At 66.4% G+C, this 20,005-nt stretch carries 18 protein-coding genes; 14 read left to right on the top strand and 4 right to left on the bottom strand.

Annotated elements, in window-relative coordinates; all coding sequences use genetic code 11:
- Window positions 1-84: 84 nt before the first annotated feature.
- Window positions 85-924 carry a bifunctional 5,10-methylenetetrahydrofolate dehydrogenase/5,10-methenyltetrahydrofolate cyclohydrolase gene (locus FOE78_RS13055; protein ID WP_143986676.1) on the top strand — a complete coding sequence of 280 codons (840 nt, stop codon included), beginning with the start codon at window positions 85-87 and terminating at the stop codon, window positions 922-924.
- Between the two features lie 15 nt (window positions 925-939).
- On the opposite strand, the gene FOE78_RS13060 is transcribed toward FOE78_RS13055, so the two are convergent.
- Window positions 940-2,283, bottom strand: coding sequence for an FAD-binding oxidoreductase (locus FOE78_RS13060; protein ID WP_143988784.1), 1,344 nt, complete (start codon window positions 2,281-2,283; stop codon window positions 940-942).
- Between the two features lie 569 nt (window positions 2,284-2,852).
- Here FOE78_RS13060 and mraY point away from each other — a divergent pair.
- Window positions 2,853-3,950: a phospho-N-acetylmuramoyl-pentapeptide-transferase gene (mraY, locus tag FOE78_RS13065; protein ID WP_143986677.1), complete on the top strand. Its 1,098-nt coding sequence runs from the start codon at window positions 2,853-2,855 to the stop codon at window positions 3,948-3,950.
- A gap of 400 nt (window positions 3,951-4,350) precedes the next feature.
- Window positions 4,351-4,542: a DUF1918 domain-containing protein gene (locus FOE78_RS13070; RefSeq protein ID WP_143986678.1), complete on the top strand. Its 192-nt coding sequence runs from the start codon at window positions 4,351-4,353 to the stop codon at window positions 4,540-4,542.
- 298 nt (window positions 4,543-4,840) lie between these two features.
- Here the strand turns inward: FOE78_RS13070 and FOE78_RS13075 are convergent, their stop codons facing one another.
- Window positions 4,841-6,217, bottom strand: coding sequence for an LssY C-terminal domain-containing protein (locus FOE78_RS13075; protein WP_143988785.1), 1,377 nt, complete (start codon window positions 6,215-6,217; stop codon window positions 4,841-4,843).
- A gap of 77 nt (window positions 6,218-6,294) precedes the next feature.
- On the opposite strand from FOE78_RS13075, the gene FOE78_RS13080 reads away from it, so the two are divergent.
- From FOE78_RS13080 to FOE78_RS13090, 3 genes are all read left to right on the top strand, one after another.
- Window positions 6,295-7,074: a putative protein N(5)-glutamine methyltransferase gene (locus FOE78_RS13080; RefSeq protein WP_210414568.1), complete on the top strand. Its 780-nt coding sequence runs from the start codon at window positions 6,295-6,297 to the stop codon at window positions 7,072-7,074.
- 225 nt (window positions 7,075-7,299) lie between these two features.
- Window positions 7,300-9,120 (top strand): aspartate--tRNA ligase, encoded by a 1,821-nt coding sequence (gene aspS, locus FOE78_RS13085; protein WP_143986679.1) that lies wholly within the window; start codon window positions 7,300-7,302, stop codon window positions 9,118-9,120.
- Between the two features lie 88 nt (window positions 9,121-9,208).
- Window positions 9,209-9,442 carry a hypothetical protein gene (locus FOE78_RS13090; RefSeq protein ID WP_143986680.1) on the top strand — a complete coding sequence of 78 codons (234 nt, stop codon included), beginning with the start codon at window positions 9,209-9,211 and terminating at the stop codon, window positions 9,440-9,442.
- On the opposite strand, the gene FOE78_RS13095 is transcribed toward FOE78_RS13090, so the two are convergent.
- Entirely contained in the window at window positions 9,437-10,126 is a 690-nt protein-coding gene (locus FOE78_RS13095) for a hypothetical protein (RefSeq protein ID WP_143986681.1), read from the bottom strand. The two genes, FOE78_RS13090 and FOE78_RS13095, sit on opposite strands and share 6 nt — an antisense overlap.
- A gap of 330 nt (window positions 10,127-10,456) precedes the next feature.
- On the opposite strand from FOE78_RS13095, the gene FOE78_RS13100 reads away from it, so the two are divergent.
- From FOE78_RS13100 to FOE78_RS13120, 5 genes are all read left to right on the top strand, one after another.
- A complete protein-coding gene (locus FOE78_RS13100; RefSeq protein WP_143986682.1) occupies window positions 10,457-11,797 on the top strand; it encodes an ABC transporter substrate-binding protein in 1,341 nt (446 codons plus the stop codon).
- Window positions 11,791-12,762, top strand: a complete 972-nt coding sequence (locus FOE78_RS13105; RefSeq protein WP_143986683.1) for a carbohydrate ABC transporter permease — start codon at window positions 11,791-11,793, stop codon at window positions 12,760-12,762. The genes FOE78_RS13100 and FOE78_RS13105 overlap by 7 nt, the downstream gene beginning before the upstream one ends.
- Window positions 12,759-13,580: a carbohydrate ABC transporter permease gene (locus FOE78_RS13110; RefSeq protein ID WP_143986684.1), complete on the top strand. Its 822-nt coding sequence runs from the start codon at window positions 12,759-12,761 to the stop codon at window positions 13,578-13,580. The genes FOE78_RS13105 and FOE78_RS13110 overlap by 4 nt, the downstream gene beginning before the upstream one ends.
- An 871-nt stretch (window positions 13,581-14,451) precedes the next feature.
- Window positions 14,452-14,634, top strand: a complete 183-nt coding sequence (locus tag FOE78_RS13115; protein ID WP_143986685.1) for a hypothetical protein — start codon at window positions 14,452-14,454, stop codon at window positions 14,632-14,634.
- A gap of 65 nt (window positions 14,635-14,699) precedes the next feature.
- Window positions 14,700-16,076, top strand: coding sequence for a replication-associated recombination protein A (locus FOE78_RS13120; RefSeq protein WP_143986686.1), 1,377 nt, complete (start codon window positions 14,700-14,702; stop codon window positions 16,074-16,076).
- A 26-nt stretch (window positions 16,077-16,102) separates the two neighbouring features.
- Here the strand turns inward: FOE78_RS13120 and FOE78_RS23620 are convergent, their stop codons facing one another.
- The gene (locus FOE78_RS23620) at window positions 16,103-16,348 is read right to left on the bottom strand and encodes a hypothetical protein (RefSeq protein WP_168207506.1); all 246 of its coding nucleotides are present in this window, start codon (window positions 16,346-16,348) and stop codon (window positions 16,103-16,105) included.
- On the opposite strand from FOE78_RS23620, the gene FOE78_RS13125 reads away from it, so the two are divergent.
- From FOE78_RS13125 to FOE78_RS13135, 3 genes are read left to right on the top strand one after another with little or no spacing between them, the layout of a single operon-like run.
- Window positions 16,341-18,020 (top strand): ABC transporter substrate-binding protein, encoded by a 1,680-nt coding sequence (locus tag FOE78_RS13125; protein ID WP_168207507.1) that lies wholly within the window; start codon window positions 16,341-16,343, stop codon window positions 18,018-18,020. The genes FOE78_RS23620 and FOE78_RS13125 overlap by 8 nt on opposite strands.
- A 3-nt stretch (window positions 18,021-18,023) precedes the next feature.
- The gene (locus FOE78_RS13130) at window positions 18,024-19,097 is read left to right on the top strand and encodes an ABC transporter permease (RefSeq protein ID WP_143986688.1); all 1,074 of its coding nucleotides are present in this window, start codon (window positions 18,024-18,026) and stop codon (window positions 19,095-19,097) included.
- Window positions 19,094-19,999, top strand: coding sequence for an ABC transporter permease (locus FOE78_RS13135; protein ID WP_228265819.1), 906 nt, complete (start codon window positions 19,094-19,096; stop codon window positions 19,997-19,999). The genes FOE78_RS13130 and FOE78_RS13135 overlap by 4 nt, the downstream gene beginning before the upstream one ends.
- The last annotated feature ends 6 nt before the right edge of the window (window positions 20,000-20,005 follow it).

Below are 20,005 nucleotides of genomic sequence, written 5' to 3' on the forward strand. Positions count from 1 at the left end.
GTGCAGGTGAAAGGCGTGGGTGCCGTAGGTTGATGCTCGGCGCCGTACCGGACGGGCGCCCGGGTGCGACCAGGAGGACAGCAGATGACAGCCGGCACCATCGACGGCACCGCGGTATCGAGGAAGTTGTTGGCCGAGACCGCGGAGCGGGCGGCGGCGTTCACCGAGAAGGCCGGACGCGCGCCGTGCCTGGCGACGGTACTGGTCGGACACGACCCGGCGTCGGAGACGTACGTGAAGATGAAGCGGAACCGGTCCCGCAAGAACGGCATCACCTCGCGCGCCGTCGAGTTGCCGGAGACCACCACGACCGACGAACTGGTCGCGGTGATCACCGAGCTGTCGAACGATCCCGAGGTGGACGGCATCCTGCTGCAGCACCCGGTCCCGGCCCAGATCGACGAGCGCGCCGCGTTCGAGGCGATCGCGCCGGGCAAGGACGTCGACGGCGTCACCATGTACAGCTTCGCGGCGATGGCGTTCGACCTGCCCGGCTTCCACTCCTGCACCCCGGGCGGCATCATGCGCCTGCTCGACGCGTACGACGTGGAGCTGTCCGGCAAGCACGCGGTGGTGGTCGGCCGCAGCCCGATTCTGGGCAAGCCCGTCGGCATGCTGCTGCTGAACCGCCACGCCACCGTCACCTACTGCCATTCCCGCACCACCGACCTGGCCGATCAGGTCGGCCGCGCGGACGTCGTCGTTGCCGCGGTCGGTAAACCGGAGTTGATCAAGGGGGAGTGGCTGAAGCCCGGCGCGGTGGTGATCGACGCCGGCTACAACCCGGGCAACGTCGGCGATGTCGAACAGTCGGTCGCCGCCGAACGTGCCAGCCTGATCACTCCCGTCCCCGGCGGCGTCGGCCCGATGACCATCGCGGTCCTGCTGGAGCAGACCGTCTCCGCCGCCGAAGCGACGATCTGATCATTTCGCCGCGCCTCAGGCCGGCAGGATGTTGTGGGCCGGCCGGAGCAGGTTGGCCGGGTCGTAGCGCCGCTTCAGCTCGCGCAGTCGGTAGTAGTCGGTGATCCTGTACGCCGTACGGGTGCGGCTCGGGTCGGCGAGGAAGTTCAGGAACTGCTTCCCGGTAGCCGAATCGGCCAGGCGATCGACGGTCGCGGGTTCGGCGTTGATCTTGATCGAGAACGGCACGTCCCGGTGGCCGACCGGACCATGATCAATTCCGGGCCGCGCGGTCGCTCCGCCCCAGTGACGGAACTCCAACGCCTGAGCCTCGCCGTCGGGTGCGGCCACCGCATCGATCACGGCCCTGATCAATTCCTCGTCGAGTCCGTCGTACAGCTCGAAGCCGCGCGGCGGCGTACCCGGAATGTTGATCTTGGCGTACGGCATCGACCGCAGCTCCTGGCCGAAGTCGACGCCGGTCACCCGCCGCAGGACCCGCAGCGCGCCGGCAGCGTAATCGACATCACCGGCCCAGACCGCGCCGATGGCCAGCTGCGGACCATGATCATCGACCGATCGGCGCAGGGTCGGCGCCAGCGTCAGCTCATCGGGCACCTGGTCCGCGTGATCACCGAACCAGCGCAGGAAATCGGCAGCGCGATCTATCGGAACGTTCACCGTCCCGGACAGCACTCGCGACACCGGCGCCAACGCGATCTCCAGTTCGGTGATCACACCGAAGTTGCCGCTGCCACCGCGTACCGCCCAGAACAGGTCGTCATGATCATCGGCGCTCGCCGTGATCAAGCGACCGTCGGCGGTGACCAGGTCCGCCGAGACCAGATTGTCTGCCGCATAGCCGTACTTGCGCGAGAGCCAGCCGACGCCGCCGCCGGTGGTGAAACCGACCACGCCGACGCCGGGAAAGTCGCCGGACGTCGGGCTCAGTCCGTACGAGGCGGCCGCAGCGATCACGGCCGACCAACGGGCTCCGGCCCGGATCCGCGCAACCTGCCGCCACGGGTCCACGGCCACCCCGGTCATCGCCGCCGTGCTCAGCAGCAGCCTTCCGTCGACGCCGGCGACCGAACCGTGTCCGGTGCCACGCACCGTCAGCGGAACACCCAGCCGGTCCGCGGTGATCACCGCGCGCTGTACGTCGGCGGTCGAGGCGGCCTCGACGATCGCGGCCGGGTACTGATCACCCACGATCCGCGCCCGTGCCGCGGCGTACTCGGCGCTTCCGGGCAGCAGGGCGCCGCGATCGATGGTGCGGGCGGATCCCGGGCGATGGATGGTGGCGATGCTCATCGTGATGTCCTCCGTGTCGAAGAATCCGGTCGGATTCGCTCTCTCGATGGTTTCGTCGAACGGCATCGGCCCACATCGACAGCGGAGCGGCACCTCCTCTGCGTCCGAGCGCGTAGTCGGCTGCGCCCCGACCCGTATCCCGCACGATCCCGGGCGTACGCGGCCGCGATCCTGGGCCGGGCGATCCGCTGTTCGGCTGAGCCGGCCGCTTCGTCGATTGCGGATGTCGGGCGCTGATAACTCAGGAATCCGTACACTCGTCGGCCGCCGATCGCGGGCTGCACGCTCAGCGGATCGCAGATGGTCGAACGAGTGTGCCGATTCCTGAGTTATGTACTGCCCGCCGCTCGTCCCATCCCAGGGATGAGCGGTCGGCCGGCAGCCGTTGCGGTCGCGGCAGGTCGGCTGTGGCCGATCCGACGCGGTGGGACTCGAACCGGTAACGGTCCCACTCGGCACCGCGGGTGGTTCGGACTTCGACGAGCCGAACCCCTACGCTAAGCCGCGATGACCGCACGTCAGCGGCTGCGCCGCTCCTTGACCGAACACCGGGCTAACGTCGATCCGACGTCCGCCCTCCGTCGTGATACCCGGCCCCGCGAACGAGCGGCACGGATGGCGCGGGGGAGCGGTCGGTGATCGCGCTGATCGTCGCGGGTGCGTTCGCGCTCGCGTTCACCCTGCTGACCATGCCGTTCTTCATCCGGCTGGTGCATCGGCTCGGCTGGGGACAACCGATCCGGGTGGACGGCCCGACAACCCATCAGATCAAGCGCGGTACGCCGACCATGGGCGGGTTGGTCTTCGTGATCGGCGCCGTTGCCGGCTACTTCATCGGCCATCTCGTGGTCGGAGCCAGTACGCCGATCACGGCCAGCGGATTGTTGGTGGTGCTGATGATGGTGGGGCTGGCGGCGGTCGGTTTCCTGGACGACTTCACCAAGACCCGCCGACAGCAGAGTCTCGGCCTGACCGGCTGGCAGAAGATCGGCGGCCAGGTCGTGGTGGCGACCGTGTTCGCGCTGCTGGCCTTGCTGTTCCGCGACCCGGAGAGCGGCCTGACGCCGGCCACCGCGGCGATCTCGGCGATCCGGGACATCGGCTGGTTGAACCTGATGGCGCTCGGCCCGGTGATCGGCGTGATCGCGTACGTGCTCTGGATCAATCTGCTCACCGTCTCGGTGTCGAACGCGGTCAACGTCACCGACGGTCTGGACGGTCTGGCGACCGGGGCCACCATCCTGGCGCTGTCGGCGTACATCTTCATCGGGTTCTTCCAGTTCAAGCAGGCCTGCCACAACGTCGGTGCCTCGGCACGCGGTTGCTTCGAGGTGCGTGATCCGCTGGACCTGACGATCATCTCCGTCGCGCTGGCCGGCAGTCTGGTCGGCTTCCTGTGGTGGAACGCGAGCCCGGCGCAGGTGTTCATGGGCGACACCGGGTCGTTGGCGATCGGCGGCACGCTCGGCGCGCTGGCGATCCTCACCCACACCGAACTTCTGCTGATCGTGATCGGCGGCCTGTTCATCATCGAGACCGGTTCGGTGATCATCCAGCGGGCCTACTTCAAGGTCACCCACGGCCGCCGGATCTTCCGGATGAGTCCGATCCATCACCACTTCGAGCTCAAGGGTTGGGAACAGGTCACCATCACCATCCGGTTCTGGATCCTGGCCGGCCTCTTCATGGTGATCGGCGTGGGCGTGTTCTACCTCGGCTGGCTGTCCAGTTGAATCTCGGTCGAATGGGTGCCGCTCCCGCGTTCCGGTCTGGCGTAGGGCGTTTGCGGGGACGACCCCGCACCCCGCCGACGTCACCCACGTCGACTGTCTGGACTCGGCACCTCCGCTGCGCTGCGGTGCCGGTCTCGCGCTTGGGGCGCTCGACGGGCATGCGATTGCTGTTTCAGACGATCGTGGCGGCGGTCGCTGAAGCCTCGGCCGGCTCCTGCACAAACGCTGCTCGGGTCAAAGCGGTAACTATGTAGGAGCAGATTGCAGACGGGCCCGATTCGGGGCCATTTGGGCAATCTGCCCCTGCATTCTTACCGCCGAGCGCTGGACTCTTGCGTGTCGTGGGGGATCCGACGAGGCTGGTAGGGGTCGCAAACCTGATCGGGCAGGAGGACCAGTCATGATCATCAACATCGGGGATCGGATCGAGGTCGAATCCGAAACGGTGGGCCGCTCGACCCGCTGCGGGGAAGTGGTCGGCAAGGACGGCGACCGGCTGCACGTCCGCTGGGACGACGGCCACGAGTCGACCATGATCGGCTACGCCGGCAACATCCGGATCCTGAGCTCAAACGGACCGTCGCAGAAGTAGTCGCCGATCGACGACCCGCGTGAACGCCTACCGGCCGGTTCGGTAACCGGTGTCGGGATATTTCGGGTGCGCCGGTGCCCTCGGCGCTCGTTCGGCAACCGGGGACCCGTACGGCGGTCATCGCGCTCCCCGCGGATCGCTGGTGCCCGGCGTTCGTTTTCCCGCCGATGTGGGGTTCGACCGGGCTGTTGGATACTACGGCCGTTCGTTTTCCAGCCGGAGTGGACTTTCGCCTGCCGCTGCGACGGTCAGCGCACGGGCGAACAGACCGGGACCAGGTCAGAGTGGTCCGATCGGGTCAGCCCAATCGGTTGGTCATCCCGGAGATCGCCGCGCGGGCGTCCTTGCGCAACTGGCGGGCGGCCACCGCGTACTCGCGGGACGAGTTGCTGGACAACATCATCAGTGCGGCGATCTGCAACCCCATCGCCGGGATGCTGGTGCCCAGCGGGCTGGCGAACAGGCCGAAGTGGTCGAGCATGCCGACGGTGATGCTGACCAGCAGGATCGTCATCAGTACCAGCCGCGGCAGCTGGCTGCCGCGCAAGGTCAGGATGATCAAGATCAACTGGGCGACCAGGGCCGCGGTGCCGATCACACCGGCGACATCGGCGTACTGGCTGTGATAGCCGAGACTGAAGTCGCCGGTACGGACCAGGTCGGCGACGCCGAGCGCGATCAGGATCGCCGCGCTGGCCAGCAACAACACCGCACTGGCCAGCACCGACAGGGGCCGACGCTGCGAGGCACGCGTCTCGTCCAGTACGTTGGCCAACCCGATCGGGCGCAGGATCCGCTCCTGGTGCCGGCCGATCTCCAGCGGTGAGTCGTCGGCATCGGGCAGCTCGACCACCGGCAGGTCACCGTCGGTGTGGATCGAGTCGCCGCCGCCGTTGCGGGAGTGGTAGCCGGTGGTGAAGTCCTTGAGCAGGTCGATGTCGCTGCCCGGCACCGTCTTGGTGATCGAGGCCGTGACGTAGTCGCGTTCGACGTCGATGTCGGCGTCGATCTTGTGGGTCACCTGCATGGTGAAGAGGCTGAAGCCGATCGCCCGGTCGTAGGTCGCTGCCGCCAGCCAATCGACCCGATGACCGCCCGGCAGCATCCAGCCGTCCGGACAGCGCCAGAACCGTACGTGATGACGTTTGCCGGGACTGCCGTCCACCTCCTGCTGGTAGGCGAAGTCCTGCTGCCGCCCGAACAGCAGCAACGGGGACACCGGAGCAGCCCGATAGCTACGCCGGGACAGCGTCGCCTTGACGATCTCCCAGGCCGACTCCAGCGTCAGCTCGTCGGCCAGCGTCCAACCGGCCTTGTGCATGGACTGATGCAACTGCTGCTCGTCGCCGCGGAACGCGATGTTGATCGGATCGCCGAGCAAACCGTCGCTGGTCCGGGTCCGGCCGATGAAGTAGTTCGGGACGTAGATGTCGGACAGGATGCGGTGCATCCGCGGCAACGTCAGGTACGCGGCCATCCCCCAGAAGACGATCAGCAGCAGCCAATTCGCCCAGTGCCAGTGGAAGCTCTCCCGGAGCAGGTAGATGGTCAGCCAGATCGCGGCGATGCCGGCGACGATGAAGAAGAACTGGTCGATCGGACCGGCCTCGGGCACCCGGACCCGGATCCGCTTGGGGAGCCGAAGCGTTCGGTGCCGCACCTCCTCCTCTGACATCACCCGCAGAGTGTAGGCAACTCGGCAACCGGGCGTGGCCGACGCGGCGAGGAGCCCCGGCAAGTAGCGTCAGGCCCGTGAACGCGACCGAGCAGCAACGGCAGGGTGTGGTGGATCGGCTGCGGGCCGCCGGTTGCGTGTTCGCCGAGGACGAGGCTCAGTTGCTGCTCTTGGAGGCCGGCGATGTCGAACAGCTGGAGCGCCAGGTGGCCCGCCGAGTCGGCGGTGAGCCGCTGGAGCAGATTGTCGGCTGGGCCGAATTCGGCGGTCGCCGGTACGCCGTCGCGCCGGGGGTGTTCGTACCCCGCCGGCGGACCGAGTTGCTGGCCCGGGCCGCGGTCGAAGGATGCCGGCCGGGTTCGGTTCTGGTCGATCTCTGTTGCGGTGTCGGCGCGGTCGCCGGTTACGTCGTCGACCGGGTGCCAGACCTCGAGGCGTACGGGACCGAGCTCGACCCGGTCGCCGCCGACTGCGCCCGCCGCAACCTCGGGCCTCGGGTCAAGATCAACTGTGGCGACCTCTACCGGCCACTACCCGCCGAACTGCGCGGGCACGTCGACGTGATCGCCGCCAACGCCCCGTACGTGCCGACGTCGGAGATCATCTTCATGCCCACCGAGGCTCGTGATCATGAAGCCCCGGCCACCCTGGACGGTGGCGAGGACGGCCTGGAGTTGCATCGCAGGATCATCGACCAGGCGCCGTTGTGGTTGGCGGCGGGCGGCCGGCTGCTGATCGAGACCGGCCGCGAACAGGCCCAAGTTGATCTTGACCTGCTCCGCGCCGCCGGCTTCACCGCGACCATGATCACCGACGACGAGATCGACGGCACCGTGGTGATCGGCGAAACCCCCTGAGATCGAGTCGCCAGTTGGCCGAATGGGCATCGCGGGCCCGATTTTCGCGATCTGGCGCCTCATTCCCAGGGTGTCCGCGAGATCACCCTCGTCCGGGCGCGGTCAGCCGGCCGGACGGACCGGGCCCGGATTCCGGGCCCCCATCGCAATGCCCGTAGGATCGCCTCTTGGGCCTGTCGCGAGCCGACGGGCGCATTCGTGAGCAGATCTCGTACGGAGGAACCAGTGATTCGCACCCATCAGGCCGGTACGTTGCGCGCCGAGCACGCCGGACAGACCGTCACTCTGGCCGGTTGGGTGGGGCGGCGGCGTGATCACGGTGGGGTCGCGTTCCTGGATCTGCGCGACGCCAGCGGCATCGCCCAGGTCGTCGTCCGGGACGAGATCCTGGAGGCGTCCGGCGCGCACGACCTGCGCAACGAGTACTGCATCAAGGTGACCGGTGAGGTCGAGCTGCGACCGGACGGCAACGCCAACCCCGATCTGCCGACCGGCGAGATCGAGGTCGTGACCAAGGACCTGGTGGTGCTCAGCGCCGCAGCGCCGCTGCCGTTCCAGATCGACGAACGGGTCACCGTCGGCGAGGACACCCGGCTGAAGTACCGCTACCTCGACCTGCGCCGGCCCGCCCCGGCGCACGCCATCCGGCTGCGCAGCGAGGTCAATCGGGTCGCCCGCAACACCCTGGCCGGCCACGACTTCGTCGAGATCGAGACCCCGACCCTGACCCGGTCCACGCCCGAGGGGGCCCGCGACTTCCTGGTGCCGGCCCGGCTGCGGCCCGGTTCCTGGTACGCGTTGCCGCAGAGCCCGCAGCTGTTCAAGCAGCTGCTGATGGTCGGCGGAATGGAGCGCTACTACCAGATCGCCCGCTGTTACCGGGACGAGGACTTCCGCGCCGACCGGCAGCCCGAATTCACCCAGCTCGACGTGGAGATGAGCTTCGTCGACCAGGACGACGTGATCGCCCTGTCCGAAGAACTGCTGACCAACATCTGGAAGCTGATCGGGTACGAGGTCAGCACGCCGATCCCGCGGATCAGCTACGCCGACGCGCTGAACAAGTACGGCACCGACAAGCCGGACCTGCGTTTCGACCTCGAGATCACCGAGCTGACCTCGTACTTCGCCGACACCCCGTTCCGGGTCTTCCAGGCGCCGTACGTAGGTGCCGTGGTGATGCCCGGGGGTGCCGACCAGCCGCGCCGCACGCTGGATGCCTGGCAGGAGTTCGCCAAGCAGCGCGGGCACAAGGGACTGGCCTACGTGCTGGTCGCCGAGGACGGAACCCTGGGCGGTCCGGTGGCCAAGAACCTCAGCGACTCCGAGAAGGACGGACTGGTCGAGGTCGTCGGCGCCAAGCCGGGGGACTGTGTCTTCTTCGCCGCGGGCGAGCGGAAGAAGGCGCAGGCGCTGCTCGGCGCGACCCGGCTGGAGATCGGCCATCGGGTCGGTCTCATCGACGAATCCGCCTGGTCGTTCGTCTGGGTGGTCGACGCGCCGCTGTTCGAGCCCGCCAGCGAGGCGGTCGCGGCCGGTGACGTGGCGGTCGGCTCCGGCGCCTGGACCGCGGTGCATCACGCCTTCACCTCGCCGAAGCCGGAGTGCCTGGACACGTTCGACACCGATCCGGGATCGGCCCTGGCCTACGCGTACGACATCGTCTGCAACGGCAACGAGATCGGCGGCGGCTCGATCCGTATCCATCGTCGCGACATCCAGGAGCGGGTGTTCAAGGTGATGGGGCTCGAGCAGGACGAGGCGCAGGAGAAGTTCGGCTTCCTGCTGGACGCGTTCTCCTTCGGCGCCCCGCCGCACGGCGGTATCGCGTTCGGCTGGGACCGGATCGTCGCGCTGCTGGCCGGCACCGATTCGATCCGGGACGTGATCGCCTTCCCGAAGTCCGGCGGCGGTGTCGACCCGCTGACCGACGCGCCGGCCCCGATCACTGCGCAGCAGCGCAAGGAAGCCGGCGTGGACGCCAAGCCCGTCGCCCGCTCCGCTGACGCTGCGGACACCGCGAAGGCTGCCCCCGCCGCAGGCTGAGTTGCCGCCGTGGCCGACGAATCCGGAACGGCGGTGGTGGTGCTGTCCACCACCGGTATTTCGGCTGCAAGCGATCGGTCGTCGGACGTTGATCGGTCGACGCGGGCCGATCCGGTTGATCATGGTCCCGGTCGACGACGGGTTCGGATCGCGGCACCCATCGATGAAGGCCTTCGCCGGCAGGTTCGGCGCCGAGCCCGGGGCGTACGGGATGCCGCTGGGACCCAACTACCCGATCGCACGCAAACTCGACGCCGCGTTGCGGGCAGCCGCGGCACCCGGTTACCCCGGACTGGAAGCATCCTGGATCACCCGGTCATGAGATCAGGATCGGCAGGGTGGCCGCGATGATCACCCCGGCCAGGAAGAGTGCCAGCGCGAACGCCAGCATCAGCCATTGGGTGAGCGGTCTGGCCAGCCGGGGTGAGACCGCGGCGAAGAACAGCACGATCGCGAACAGCACCGTCAGCACGGTGTAGTGGTCGCCACGGGTGTTGTACTCCAGCGCGGTGGCGAACTTCCGGTCGGCGTCTCGGTCGGCGGCGACGGACGCGGCCTGCCCGGGCGGTTGGTAGGCGGCCAGCGCGAAGGGCGAGTCGGCCTTCTGACCCTGCGCCTGCCACGCCTTGTAGGCGATCTCGAGGCGATCGGGAAACCGAGCCTGCACGTACGAGGCCAGCTGCTTGTCGCCGGTCGCGGTGGCCTGGACGAACAGCGTCCACAGGCTGACGTCGATCTGCCGGGCCGAGTTGGCCTCACCCTGGTCGCGGGCGGCCGCGATCCGGGCGCTGGACGCCTGGCTGAACGAGATCGACATCGCCCCGCCCCACTTGGAGGACTGGAACCCGCACCAGGCGGTGACAACCGCGGTCACCGACAACAGCACCAGCACGATCACGTCCCGGACGCGGGCGGTCGGGTCCTTCGGCCTCGTCTGATCGGACTCGGTGGCGATGATCTCGGCGTCGGCGAATTCCTCTTCCGCGCCCGAGGCGTTCCCGGACATTGATGCCCTCCGTGGCTCAGCTGATCGCTCGGCGGTCAGCACAGTCATTCAGTTGTGTGGCACACCTGCGCCAGACCTGATGTTTTTACCCTGCCGGTGTCGATCACGGCAAGCGACACCACCGCCGGACACCGGACCGTGCCGTACTTGTTGTTGATCTTGGTTCCACAGTGGCCCCGTACAGCGTGAGCAATTTCACAACGGTTGGGCAAAGTTGGTTGACACGTCCACCTGCCTGAGACATGATCCCGGCACGATGAACCGTTTCATCGATGCCGTATGGACAACGTAGTCAGGTCGCCCGGCGACCTACGGGAAGGGACCGAATCCATGAATCCCCACGGAAACCTCAGTCGCCGACAGTTGCTGGCAGGCATCGGCGCGACCACCGCTCTGGGTCTGGCCGGTTGCAGCGCGGGCAGCCTCGGCTCCAGCGATTCCGGCGGCAACTCGAATGCGAAGGTGACGCTCAAGTGGCAGGTCGGCAACACCGAGGACGGCATCGCGTCGGCCAAGAACGTCGTCAAACACTTCACCGCCAAGCACCCCGACATCGCGATCACGCTCGACCCGGTCCCGGGCGGCACCGAGGGCGACAACCTGGTGAAGACCCGGCTGTCGACGGGTTCGATGGACGACGTCTTCGGCTACAACTCGGGATCGTTGTTCCACGCCATCGATCCGGTGAAGAACCTGGTCCCGATCAGTGACCAGTCCTACGTCTCCCAGCTGGAGAAGACCTTCGTCTCGGTCGTCACCGAGCAGGGCAAGGTGTACGGCGTCCCGGCGGCATCCGCGCAGGGCGGCGGGATCCTCTACAGCAAGCCGGTGTACGAGAAGCTCGGCCTGGAGGTCCCCAAGACCTGGGACGACTTCATCGAGAACTGCAAGAAGGTCAAGTCCGACGCCAAGGAGGTGGCGCCGATCCTGCAGACCTACGGGACCGACTGGACCGCGCAGCTCTTCGTGTTGGCCGATTATCACAACGTTCAGGCGCAGGACGCCGAATGGCCGACCAAGTACACCAAGAATCAGGTGCACTACGCCCAGGAACCGGCGCTGGCCGGTTGGATGCATCTGCAGCAGACCCACGACCTGAAACTCTTCAACTCCGACTTCGCCTCGGCGACCTACGACGACGGGCTGAAGATGATCGCCAACGGCCAGGGGGCGCACTATCCGATGCTGTCCCAGGCAGTGTCGGGCATCGCGGCCACCTACCCGAACAAGATCGACGACATCGGCTTCTTCGCTCAGCCCGGCCAGGATGCGGCCAAGGTCGGCCTGACCGGCTGGCTGCCGAACGCGGTCTACATCCCGACGAGTACGAAGGGCGACAAACTCGAAGCAGCGAAGAAGTTCCTGGCCTTCCTGGCCAGCCCGGACGGCTGTGCTGCCTTCGGTGACTACTCCCCGCCGAGCGGTCCGTACGCGGTCGACGGCTGCGCGCTGCCGGACGCCGTACCGCAGGCGATCAAGGACGTAGCGGCGTACTTCGACGACGCCAAGGTGACCCCGGCGCTGGAGTTCGTGTCGCCGATCAAGGGCCCGGCGATGCCGGCGCTGTGTGTCGAGGTCGGGTCCGGCATCAAGTCCGGCAAACAGGGCGCACAGCTGTACGACCAGGACGTGAAGAAGCAGGCTCAGCAGCTGGGACTGCCGGGATGGTGACCCAGGCGCCGGACCAGAGCGCGGCCGTCGGCCGAGGAAGGGGTGCGGCACAGCGCAAGGGCACGTCACCACGGGCAGGCTCCGGGCACGCGCACGCCCGGGGAGCCCAATGGAAGAAGGTCTATCCGCTCTGGTTCTACATCGTCCCGGGCGTGATCTATCTGGCCATCTTCATCGTGCCCACGTTCGCGTCGTTCTTCTTCAGCCTGACCCGGTGGACGTTGAGCAGCTGGGAGTTCATCGGGTTCGACAACTTCGTCTCCTTCTTCCAGGAGCCGTCGCTGAGCCGCGGCCTGGTGAACACGATCATCTACGCCTTCCTCACCTCCGGCGCGAAGGTGGTGATCGGCCTGCTGCTGGCCGTTCTGCTGACCACCAATCTGGTGGGAAAGACGTTCCTGCGGTCGGTGGTGTTCTTTCCGGTGCTGGTGTCCACGGTCGGCGTCGGGATCACGTTCAAGGCGTTGATGAATCCCGAGGACGGACTGATCAACCAAGTGCTCGGCTGGTTCGGCGTCAGCGGGCCGGGCTGGCTGACCAGTCCTGATCTCGCCCTGTTCTCGATCATCATCGTCGACATCTGGAAGGGGCTGGGGATCGCGACGCTGATCTACATCGCCGGCATCGTCTCCATCCCGGCCGAGTACTACGAAGCGGCGAAGGTGGACGGCGCCGGTGCCTGGTCCCGATTCCGGCATCTCATCCTGCCGCTGTCCAGGCCGGCCACGGCGACCGTGATCATCCTGTCCTTGATCGGCGGGCTGCGGTCGTTCGAACTGATCTGGTCGATGACCGGCGGCGGTCCGGGCTACACCTCCGACGTACTGGCCTCGGTGATCTACAAGCAATACCAGGCAGGATTCTTCGGGCTGTCGACGGCCGGCAACGTGGTGCTGTTCGTGCTGGTCGCGGTGATCGCGATTCCGCTCAACTACTTCCTCACCCGGCGGCAGGTGGAGATATGAGAACCGGTGCGCGGTACGCGCTCAGCGGCCTGACGGTGGCGGTGTTTGCGATCGTCTTCGTGGTCCCCTTCGTGTTCATCGCCCTGAATGCACTGAAGAACCGTACCGAGGCGGCTGATCTTGCTTTCAGCTGGCCGACCCAGATTCAGTTCGTACAGAACCTGATCGACGTCATCCAGGCCCGCGACTTCATGGTGATCATCGCGTTCATCAACAGCGCGGTGCTGACGGTGGCCAGCGTGACGCTGCTGGTGATCTTGTCGGCGATGGTGGCGTTTGTCCTGCAACGCCGGCCGAGCAGGCTCAACCCGTTGATCAACTTCGCCGTACTGGCCGGGCTGATGATCCCTCCGGCCGTGGTGCCGACGATCTGGGTGCTGCAGTCGGTCGGCCTGTTCCAGACGATGCCGGGGCTGATCCTGGTGGAGATCGCGTTCGGGATGTCGTTCTCGATCATGCTGTTCAGGGCATTCGTCGGGACCGTCCCGCGGGAGCTGGACGAAGCGGCGATCACCGATGGTGCCGGGCCGCTGCGGCTGTTCTTCCAGATCATCTTCCCGCTGCTCAAACCCGTGATCGTGACCGTGGTCGTGGTGCAGTCGGTGATGATCTTCAACGATTTCACCAATCCGCTCTACTTCACGCCCAGCGTGCCGACGGTTCAGCTGACCTTGTACAACTTCCAGTCCCAGTTCGTCTCCGAGTACAACCTGCTGTTCATGAACATCCTGCTGATCACCATCCCGCCGCTGCTGGTGTTCCTGTTCTTCAACCGCCAGTTGGTGGCGGGCATGACCTCCGGCGCAGTCAAGGGCTAACGGCTGCTCCCCGACAGCTCGCCGGGCCGGCTCGCCCTTCGTGACTCCGGTCGCGCTCGCGCGTGGGCGGTGATTCGCGGTTACGGGTCGTTGTGGGCGAATGCAGGTGGTTACCGGCCCGCACCGTGTGCCCGGGCATGGCTCGTCGGACCAACTTGCGTGACGAAGGTGCAGATTTTGGTTCAGCAAACCCGCACCTTCGTTACGCAAGTTCGCGGGTACGCGCCGCGCCCCGCACCGAGCCGGAAAATCGGACCGACTCCCGGGCGGGGCCACCCGAAAACCCCGCACGTGCTGGAATCTCCGGGCCCGACACCGCCCGAGGCCCCCGAAAATCCCGCACGTGCTGGAATATCGGGACCCGACACCGCCCGAGGCCCCCGAAAATCCCGCACGTGCTGGAAAATCTGGACCCGACACCGCCCGAGGCCCCCGAAAATCCCGCACGTGCTGGAATATCGGGACCCGACACCGCCCGAGGCCCCCGAAAATCCCGCACGTGCTGGAAAATCTGGACCCGACACGGCCGCGGCCCCCGAGAATCCCGCACGTGTCGGAAAGTCGGACCGACTCCCGGGCTCGGCGCCCCGAAAGCCCCGCACGTGCTGGGAATCCGGGCCGGACACCGCCCGAGGTCCCCGAATATCCCGCACGACGTGCTGGAAAATCCGGACTCCCACGGGCTTTGAGGACCAGAAAATCCCACACGTCGTGCTGGAAAATCGGGGCCCGACACGGTCCGAGGCCCCCGAGAACCCAGGACGTGTCGGAAAGTCGGACCGACTCGCGGGCCCGGCGCCCCGAAAACCCCGCACGCGACGTGCTGGATTTCCAGGCCCAACACGGCCCGAGACCCCCTATAACCCCGCACGTGCTGGAAATTCCGGACCCGACACCCACCCGAGGACCCGAGAATCCGGGCTTCAGCCACGATGATCAGATGTCCTACCCGGCCGGCAGCATCAACGGCGACTTCGCCGCCGGAACGACCGCGACGGACTGCAACTCCATCGCCCCTGACCCGCTGCTGGCCGCCGCCGAAACCGCTGACTGACCTGCCGACTATCGTTCGCCTCGGATGCTGCACTGGGGGCACAGCGAAGGGGAGTTCGAGGGCCGATGAGTGAGGACCTGTTCGGCGAGCCGATCGTCGAGCGCGGACGGGCAGCCGAGGTCACGCCGGCGGGCGGCAGCCTCGGCGCCGGTGATCATGCCGGTACGCCGCTGGCCGTCCGGATGCGCCCGCGCGATCTGGACGAGATCGTCGGTCAGCAACACCTGCTGGCACCGGGCTCGCCGCTGCGCCGGTTGGCGGCGGGGGAGCCGATGTCGGTGTTCCTCTGGGGACCGCCCGGGGTGGGCAAGACCACGATCGCCTCGGTGGTGTCGCGGCAGACCGATCGGCGGTTCGTCGAGGTGTCGGCGGTGACCGCCGGAGTGAAGGAGGTCCGGGCGGTCCTCGACCAGGCCAAACGTGATCTTCGCACCGGCCGGCAGACGGTGCTGTTCGTGGACGAGGTGCACCGGTTCTCCAAGGCCCAGCAGGACGTTCTGCTGCCCGCGGTGGAGAACCGACTGGTCACCCTGATCGCTGCCACCACAGAGAATCCGAGCTTCTCGGTGATCTCTCCGCTGCTGTCGCGTTCGCTGCTGCTGACCCTGAAGCCGTTGACCGACGACGACATCTCCGGCCTGCTGGACCGAGCGATCATCGATGAGCGCGGACTCAGACGAGAAGACGGCAGCACCTTCGAACTGACCGACGACGCTCGCGCCGCGCTGCTCCGGATGGCCGGCGGTGATGCCCGCAGAGCCCTGACCTACTTGGAGGAATCGGCCGCCGGTGCAGCCGCCACCGATTCGTTGATCATCGATCCGCCGGTGGTGGAGCGCGCCGTGGACCGGGCCGCCGTGCAGTACGACAGGGACGGCGATCAGCACTACGACGTGATCAGCGCCTTCATCAAGTCGATGCGCGGGTCCGACGTGAACGCGGCCCTGCATTACCTGGCCCGGATGATCGAGGCGGGGGAGGATCCGCGCTTCATCGCCCGCCGGATCATGATCTTGGCCAGCGAGGACATCGGGATGGCCGACCCGACCGCGATCCAGGTCGCCGTCGCAGCGGCCCAGACCGTCCAGCTGATCGGACTGCCGGAAGGTGCGATCACCCTTGCCCATGCGGTCATCCACTGCTCGCTGGCGCCGAAGTCCAATGCCGTGGTGACCGCGATCGGCGAGGCACGGGCCGACGTCCGCGCCGGGAAGATCGGCACCGTACCGCCGCATCTGCGCGACGCGCACTACGCGACCGCCAAGAACTACGGCCACGGCGTCGACTACCTGTATGCCCACGACGCACCGCATGGCATCGCCGCCCAGCAGTATCTTCCCGACGATCTTGAAGGGGCCGACTATTACCGGCCCACCACCCACGGCAACGAGGCCGGCGTCGCCGAGCGACTCAAGATCATCAACGACCTGCTGGGTCGCTGAGCATCGGCTGAGGCCCGTGTCCAGGGTCAAGTTGTAACCGGCCGATTCGCAAATTTGCTGGATAATCTCTGGCAGGGATCGACGAAGGAGTCACCGATGTTCGCACGCAGCGTTGCGATGCGGCCCCGATCTTCCTCAGTGCTGATCGGCGTGCTTGCGGTAGTTGTCTCTTCACTGCTGGCGATCTGGAGCGGGTCGCCGAGGGTGATCGCAGCGCCGGATTCGTCGTCCGGCTCGACCCTGACGGTCGTCTCGGACACCCAGATGACCACCTTCAACCCGTTCGTCTCCTACTACGACGGCGAGTTGAACGTGATCAGCATGATCTTCCCCGCGCTGACCTACAGCGACAAGAACAACGAGCCGGCGCCGTACCTGGCCTCGAAGTGGACCACCTCCTCCGACGGACTCACCTGGACCTTCGACCTGAGACCGAACCTGAAATGGTCCGACGGTCAGCCACTGACCTCGAGCGACATCGCCTGGACCTACAACCTGGTGATGACCAACACGGTCGCGGCCACCGCGAACGGCACTCTGGTCGCCAACATCGCATCCGTGGCCGCGCCCAACGCGAACACGTTCGTGATCAAGACCAAGTCCAAGCAAGCCAACCTGCTGTACGAGTCACTGCCGGTGGTGCCCGAGCACATCTGGAAGAGTCACGTGGCCAACCTGAAGGCCTACACCAGCAAACCGAGCAAGGGACATCCCGTCGTCGGCTACGGCCCGTATGTGCTGACCGGGTTCAACACCACCTACGCAACTCTGCAGGCCAACAAGAACTTCGTTCTGGGCGCACCGAAGTACGACACCTTGATCAGTCAGTACTTCTCCAGCACCGACGCCGCGGTCAACGCGCTGAAGACCGGCCAGGTGCTGCAGAACGGCAGCTTGACGGCGACCCAGTACAACGCGCTCAAGAACACCGCCGGCATCACCACCTATCGGCAGGCACCGAGCGGCTGGACCGGGATCGAGATCAACCCGGGCGCCAAGACCAAGTCGGGAAAGCGGATCGGCACCGGCAACCCGATCCTCGCCGATCCGCAGGTACGCAAGGCGATCGCGTACGGGATCGACAAGCAGACGCTGGTGACGAAGGTGCTCGACGGACTTGGCGAGGCCGGCGCCGGCTACATCCCGTCCGGCTATCCGCAGTGGGCCTGGCAGCCGGATGCCGCGCAGAAGATCAGCTTCGACCAGGCCAAGGCCGATCAGATCCTGGATCAGGCCGGATATCCGAAGGGAGCCAACGGCATCCGGACCGACAAGAAGACCGGGAAGCCGCTCGAGTTCCGGCTGGGCATCCACTCCGACGACAGCAACGACGCCGCCATCGCGACCTATCTGGTGCCGTGGATGAAGGCGATCGGCATCCAGCTCAAGGTCCAACCGATGAGCTTCAGCCAGCTCAACGACAACCTGGCCAAGGGGGATTGGGACATCCTGATGGATGGCTGGTCGACCGGTCCGGATCCGACCTATCTGCTGAGCATCCAGACCTGCGGGGTGCTTCCCAACGACAACGGCCAGGGTGGCAACACCGACGCCTTCTTCTGTGATCCGACCTACGACCAGCTCTACGCCAAGCAGCAGACGCAATTCGATCAGTCGGCTCGGGCGGACACGATCCGGCAGATGCAGAACATTCTCTACAACGCCGACGTCGACATCATGCTCTACTACAAGGACCAGTTGTCTGCCGTCCGCACCGACAAGGTGACCTACATGACGGGCAAGGCCAACGCACAGGGCGTGTTCCCGCTTCAGAGCCTCTTCTACAACTGGACCCACGCCGCGCCGGTCGCAGCCAAGAGCACCCAGTCGTCCAACACGGGCCTGTTCATCGGCATCGGCATTGCGATCGTCGTGATCGTCGTCGGCGGAGCTACGGCATTGATCTTGGTGCGGCGTCGCCGGACGGCAGCGGATCGCGAATAGCCGATGGCGACCAACATCATCGGGCCGACCGAGGGCGAGATCGCCGAGGTCGACGAGGCGGTTCGGGCCGATCGGCGGCCCGAACCGAGCGCGTTCTGGCCGTATCTGATCCGCAAGATCATCACTGCACTGGTCAGTCTGCTGGTCGTGCTGGTGATCGGCTTCATCCTGTTCACGATCATGCCGCAGAACCCGGTTGCGTCGATTGCCCGCGCCAGCGGCAAACCGATGGACGCAGCACAACTCGAGGCGCTGCAACAGTCGCTCGGTCTGGATGAGCCGATCTGGCAACGGTTCATCACCTACGTCTGGCACAGCATCACGTTGAATCTGGGTTATTCCTATGGCTACAACCAATCCGTGGCCTCACTGGTTCTGCCGCGGATCGGTCCGACCCTGTTGTTGACCGGGTCGTCCACGCTGATCTCGATCGTGATCGGCCTCTGGCTGGGCGCTCGGGCCGGCTGGCGCCCGGGCAGCCTGTTGGATCGGATCTCGTCGGCCGTCTCGCTCACGCTGTGGTCGGTGCCGACGTTCTGGCTCGGTTTGATCTTGCTGATCGTGCTCGGCACCGGAGTCGGACCGATCCCGGCACTGTTTCCCTCCGGTGGGATGATCACGCCCGGATTCAGCGGAGGTCCGGTAGCCGAAATCTTCAACGTGGCTTGGCATCTGGTGTTGCCGTGCCTGACCTTGGTGCTGGTCGTCTTCGCCCAGTACGTCACGATCATGCGGTCGTCGCTGATCGACGAGTTGGGCAGTCCGTATCTGCTGACAGCCCGGGCCAAGGGCCTCAGAGACGATGACGTACGTCGCAAGCATGCGATGCCCAACGCCCTGCTGCCGACGGTGACCGTGATCTTCCTCCAGATCGGGGGACTCATCTCCGGCGCGATCACGGCCGAGACCGTGTACAGCTGGCCGGGACTCGGGCTGCTCACCTACGACGCGCTGAAAATTCCTGATCTTGGTCTGTTGCAGGGGACCTTCGTGATCTTTGCGGCGTCGATCATCGCGATGAATCTGGTCGCGGACCTGTTGTACCGGGTGATCGATCCGAGGGTGCGCGCACAGTGACAACGACCGGGGCCTCGACGCTCGCCAGGACCGGCGCACCGCCGCGAACCCAAGCGCTGCAACGATTCGTGCGTGCGTACCTGCACAATCGGGGTGGGATGGCGGGGCTGCTGGTGCTCGTCGTGTTCATCCTGATGGCGTTGACCGCACCGCTGTGGATCACCGAAAACGATCTGAGCGCGGCTGCCGCGACCGGGCCGCTGCTGGCACCGCCCAGCCCGGGATATCCCCTGGGGACGGATCAAGCCGGCCGGTCGGTGCTGTTGCTGTTGATCTACGGATCCCGTCCGTCGTTGGCGATCGGCGTGATCGCGACCGTGGCCACGGTGGTGATCGGGGCCGCGATCGGGCTGATCGCGGGGCATTACTCCGGCGCCGTCGGCAACGTGCTGATGCGGGTGACGGACTGGTTCATCGCACTGCCCGGGTTGCCGTTGGCGATCTCCCTGTCGGTCGTGCTCGGGCAGGGAGCGGTTTCGATCACGGTCGCCATCGCGATCACCTCGTGGACCGGCGCGGCCCGACTCGTACGAGCCCAGACGCTCGCCGTCGAAGCCCGCCCGTTCGTCGAGCGGGCCCGGGCGCTCGGCGCCGGCAACACGCAGATCATGGTCCGGCACGTGCTGCCGAACGTGATGCCGTTGATCTTGGTGTCCAGCACCCTGACGGTGGCCAGTGCGATCCTGTCCGAGACCACGTTGACATTTCTCGGCTTGGGCAATCCGACCGACGTCAGCTGGGGTTCCATGATCAATCAGGCCTTCACCCAGGGCGCCATCACCGCCGGCGCCTGGTGGTACGTGTTGCCGCCTGGGCTCGCGATCGTGATCGTCGTGCTCGGCTTCACACTGGTCGGCCGGGCGGTGGAGGCGATCCTGAATCCGCGGATGGCCGGCCGATGAGCCTGC

This window comes from Microlunatus elymi, assembly GCF_007362775.1.
Lineage (GTDB): Bacteria > Actinomycetota > Actinomycetes > Propionibacteriales > Propionibacteriaceae > Microlunatus > Microlunatus elymi.

Bases quoted from the DNA above. Each gene is read 5' to 3' on its own strand.
- FOE78_RS13070 (WP_143986678.1), top strand. From the start codon at position 4,351: ATGATCATCAACATCGGGGATCGGATCGAGGTCGAATCCGAAACGGTG.
- FOE78_RS13075 (WP_143988785.1), bottom strand. From the start codon at position 6,217: ATGTCAGAGGAGGAGGTGCGGCACCGAACGCTTCGGCTCCCCAAGCGG.
- FOE78_RS13110 (WP_143986684.1), top strand. From the start codon at position 12,759: ATGAGAACCGGTGCGCGGTACGCGCTCAGCGGCCTGACGGTGGCGGTG.
- FOE78_RS13130 (WP_143986688.1), top strand. From the start codon at position 18,024: ATGGCGACCAACATCATCGGGCCGACCGAGGGCGAGATCGCCGAGGTC.
- FOE78_RS13120 (WP_143986686.1), top strand. From the start codon at position 14,700: ATGAGTGAGGACCTGTTCGGCGAGCCGATCGTCGAGCGCGGACGGGCA.
- FOE78_RS13055 (WP_143986676.1), top strand. From the start codon at position 85: ATGACAGCCGGCACCATCGACGGCACCGCGGTATCGAGGAAGTTGTTG.
- FOE78_RS13095 (WP_143986681.1), bottom strand. From the start codon at position 10,126: ATGTCCGGGAACGCCTCGGGCGCGGAAGAGGAATTCGCCGACGCCGAG.
- FOE78_RS13100 (WP_143986682.1), top strand. From the start codon at position 10,457: ATGAATCCCCACGGAAACCTCAGTCGCCGACAGTTGCTGGCAGGCATC.
- FOE78_RS13105 (WP_143986683.1), top strand. From the start codon at position 11,791: ATGGTGACCCAGGCGCCGGACCAGAGCGCGGCCGTCGGCCGAGGAAGG.
- FOE78_RS13060 (WP_143988784.1), bottom strand. From the start codon at position 2,283: ATGCCGTTCGACGAAACCATCGAGAGAGCGAATCCGACCGGATTCTTC.
- FOE78_RS13125 (WP_168207507.1), top strand. From the start codon at position 16,341: ATGACCACCTTCAACCCGTTCGTCTCCTACTACGACGGCGAGTTGAAC.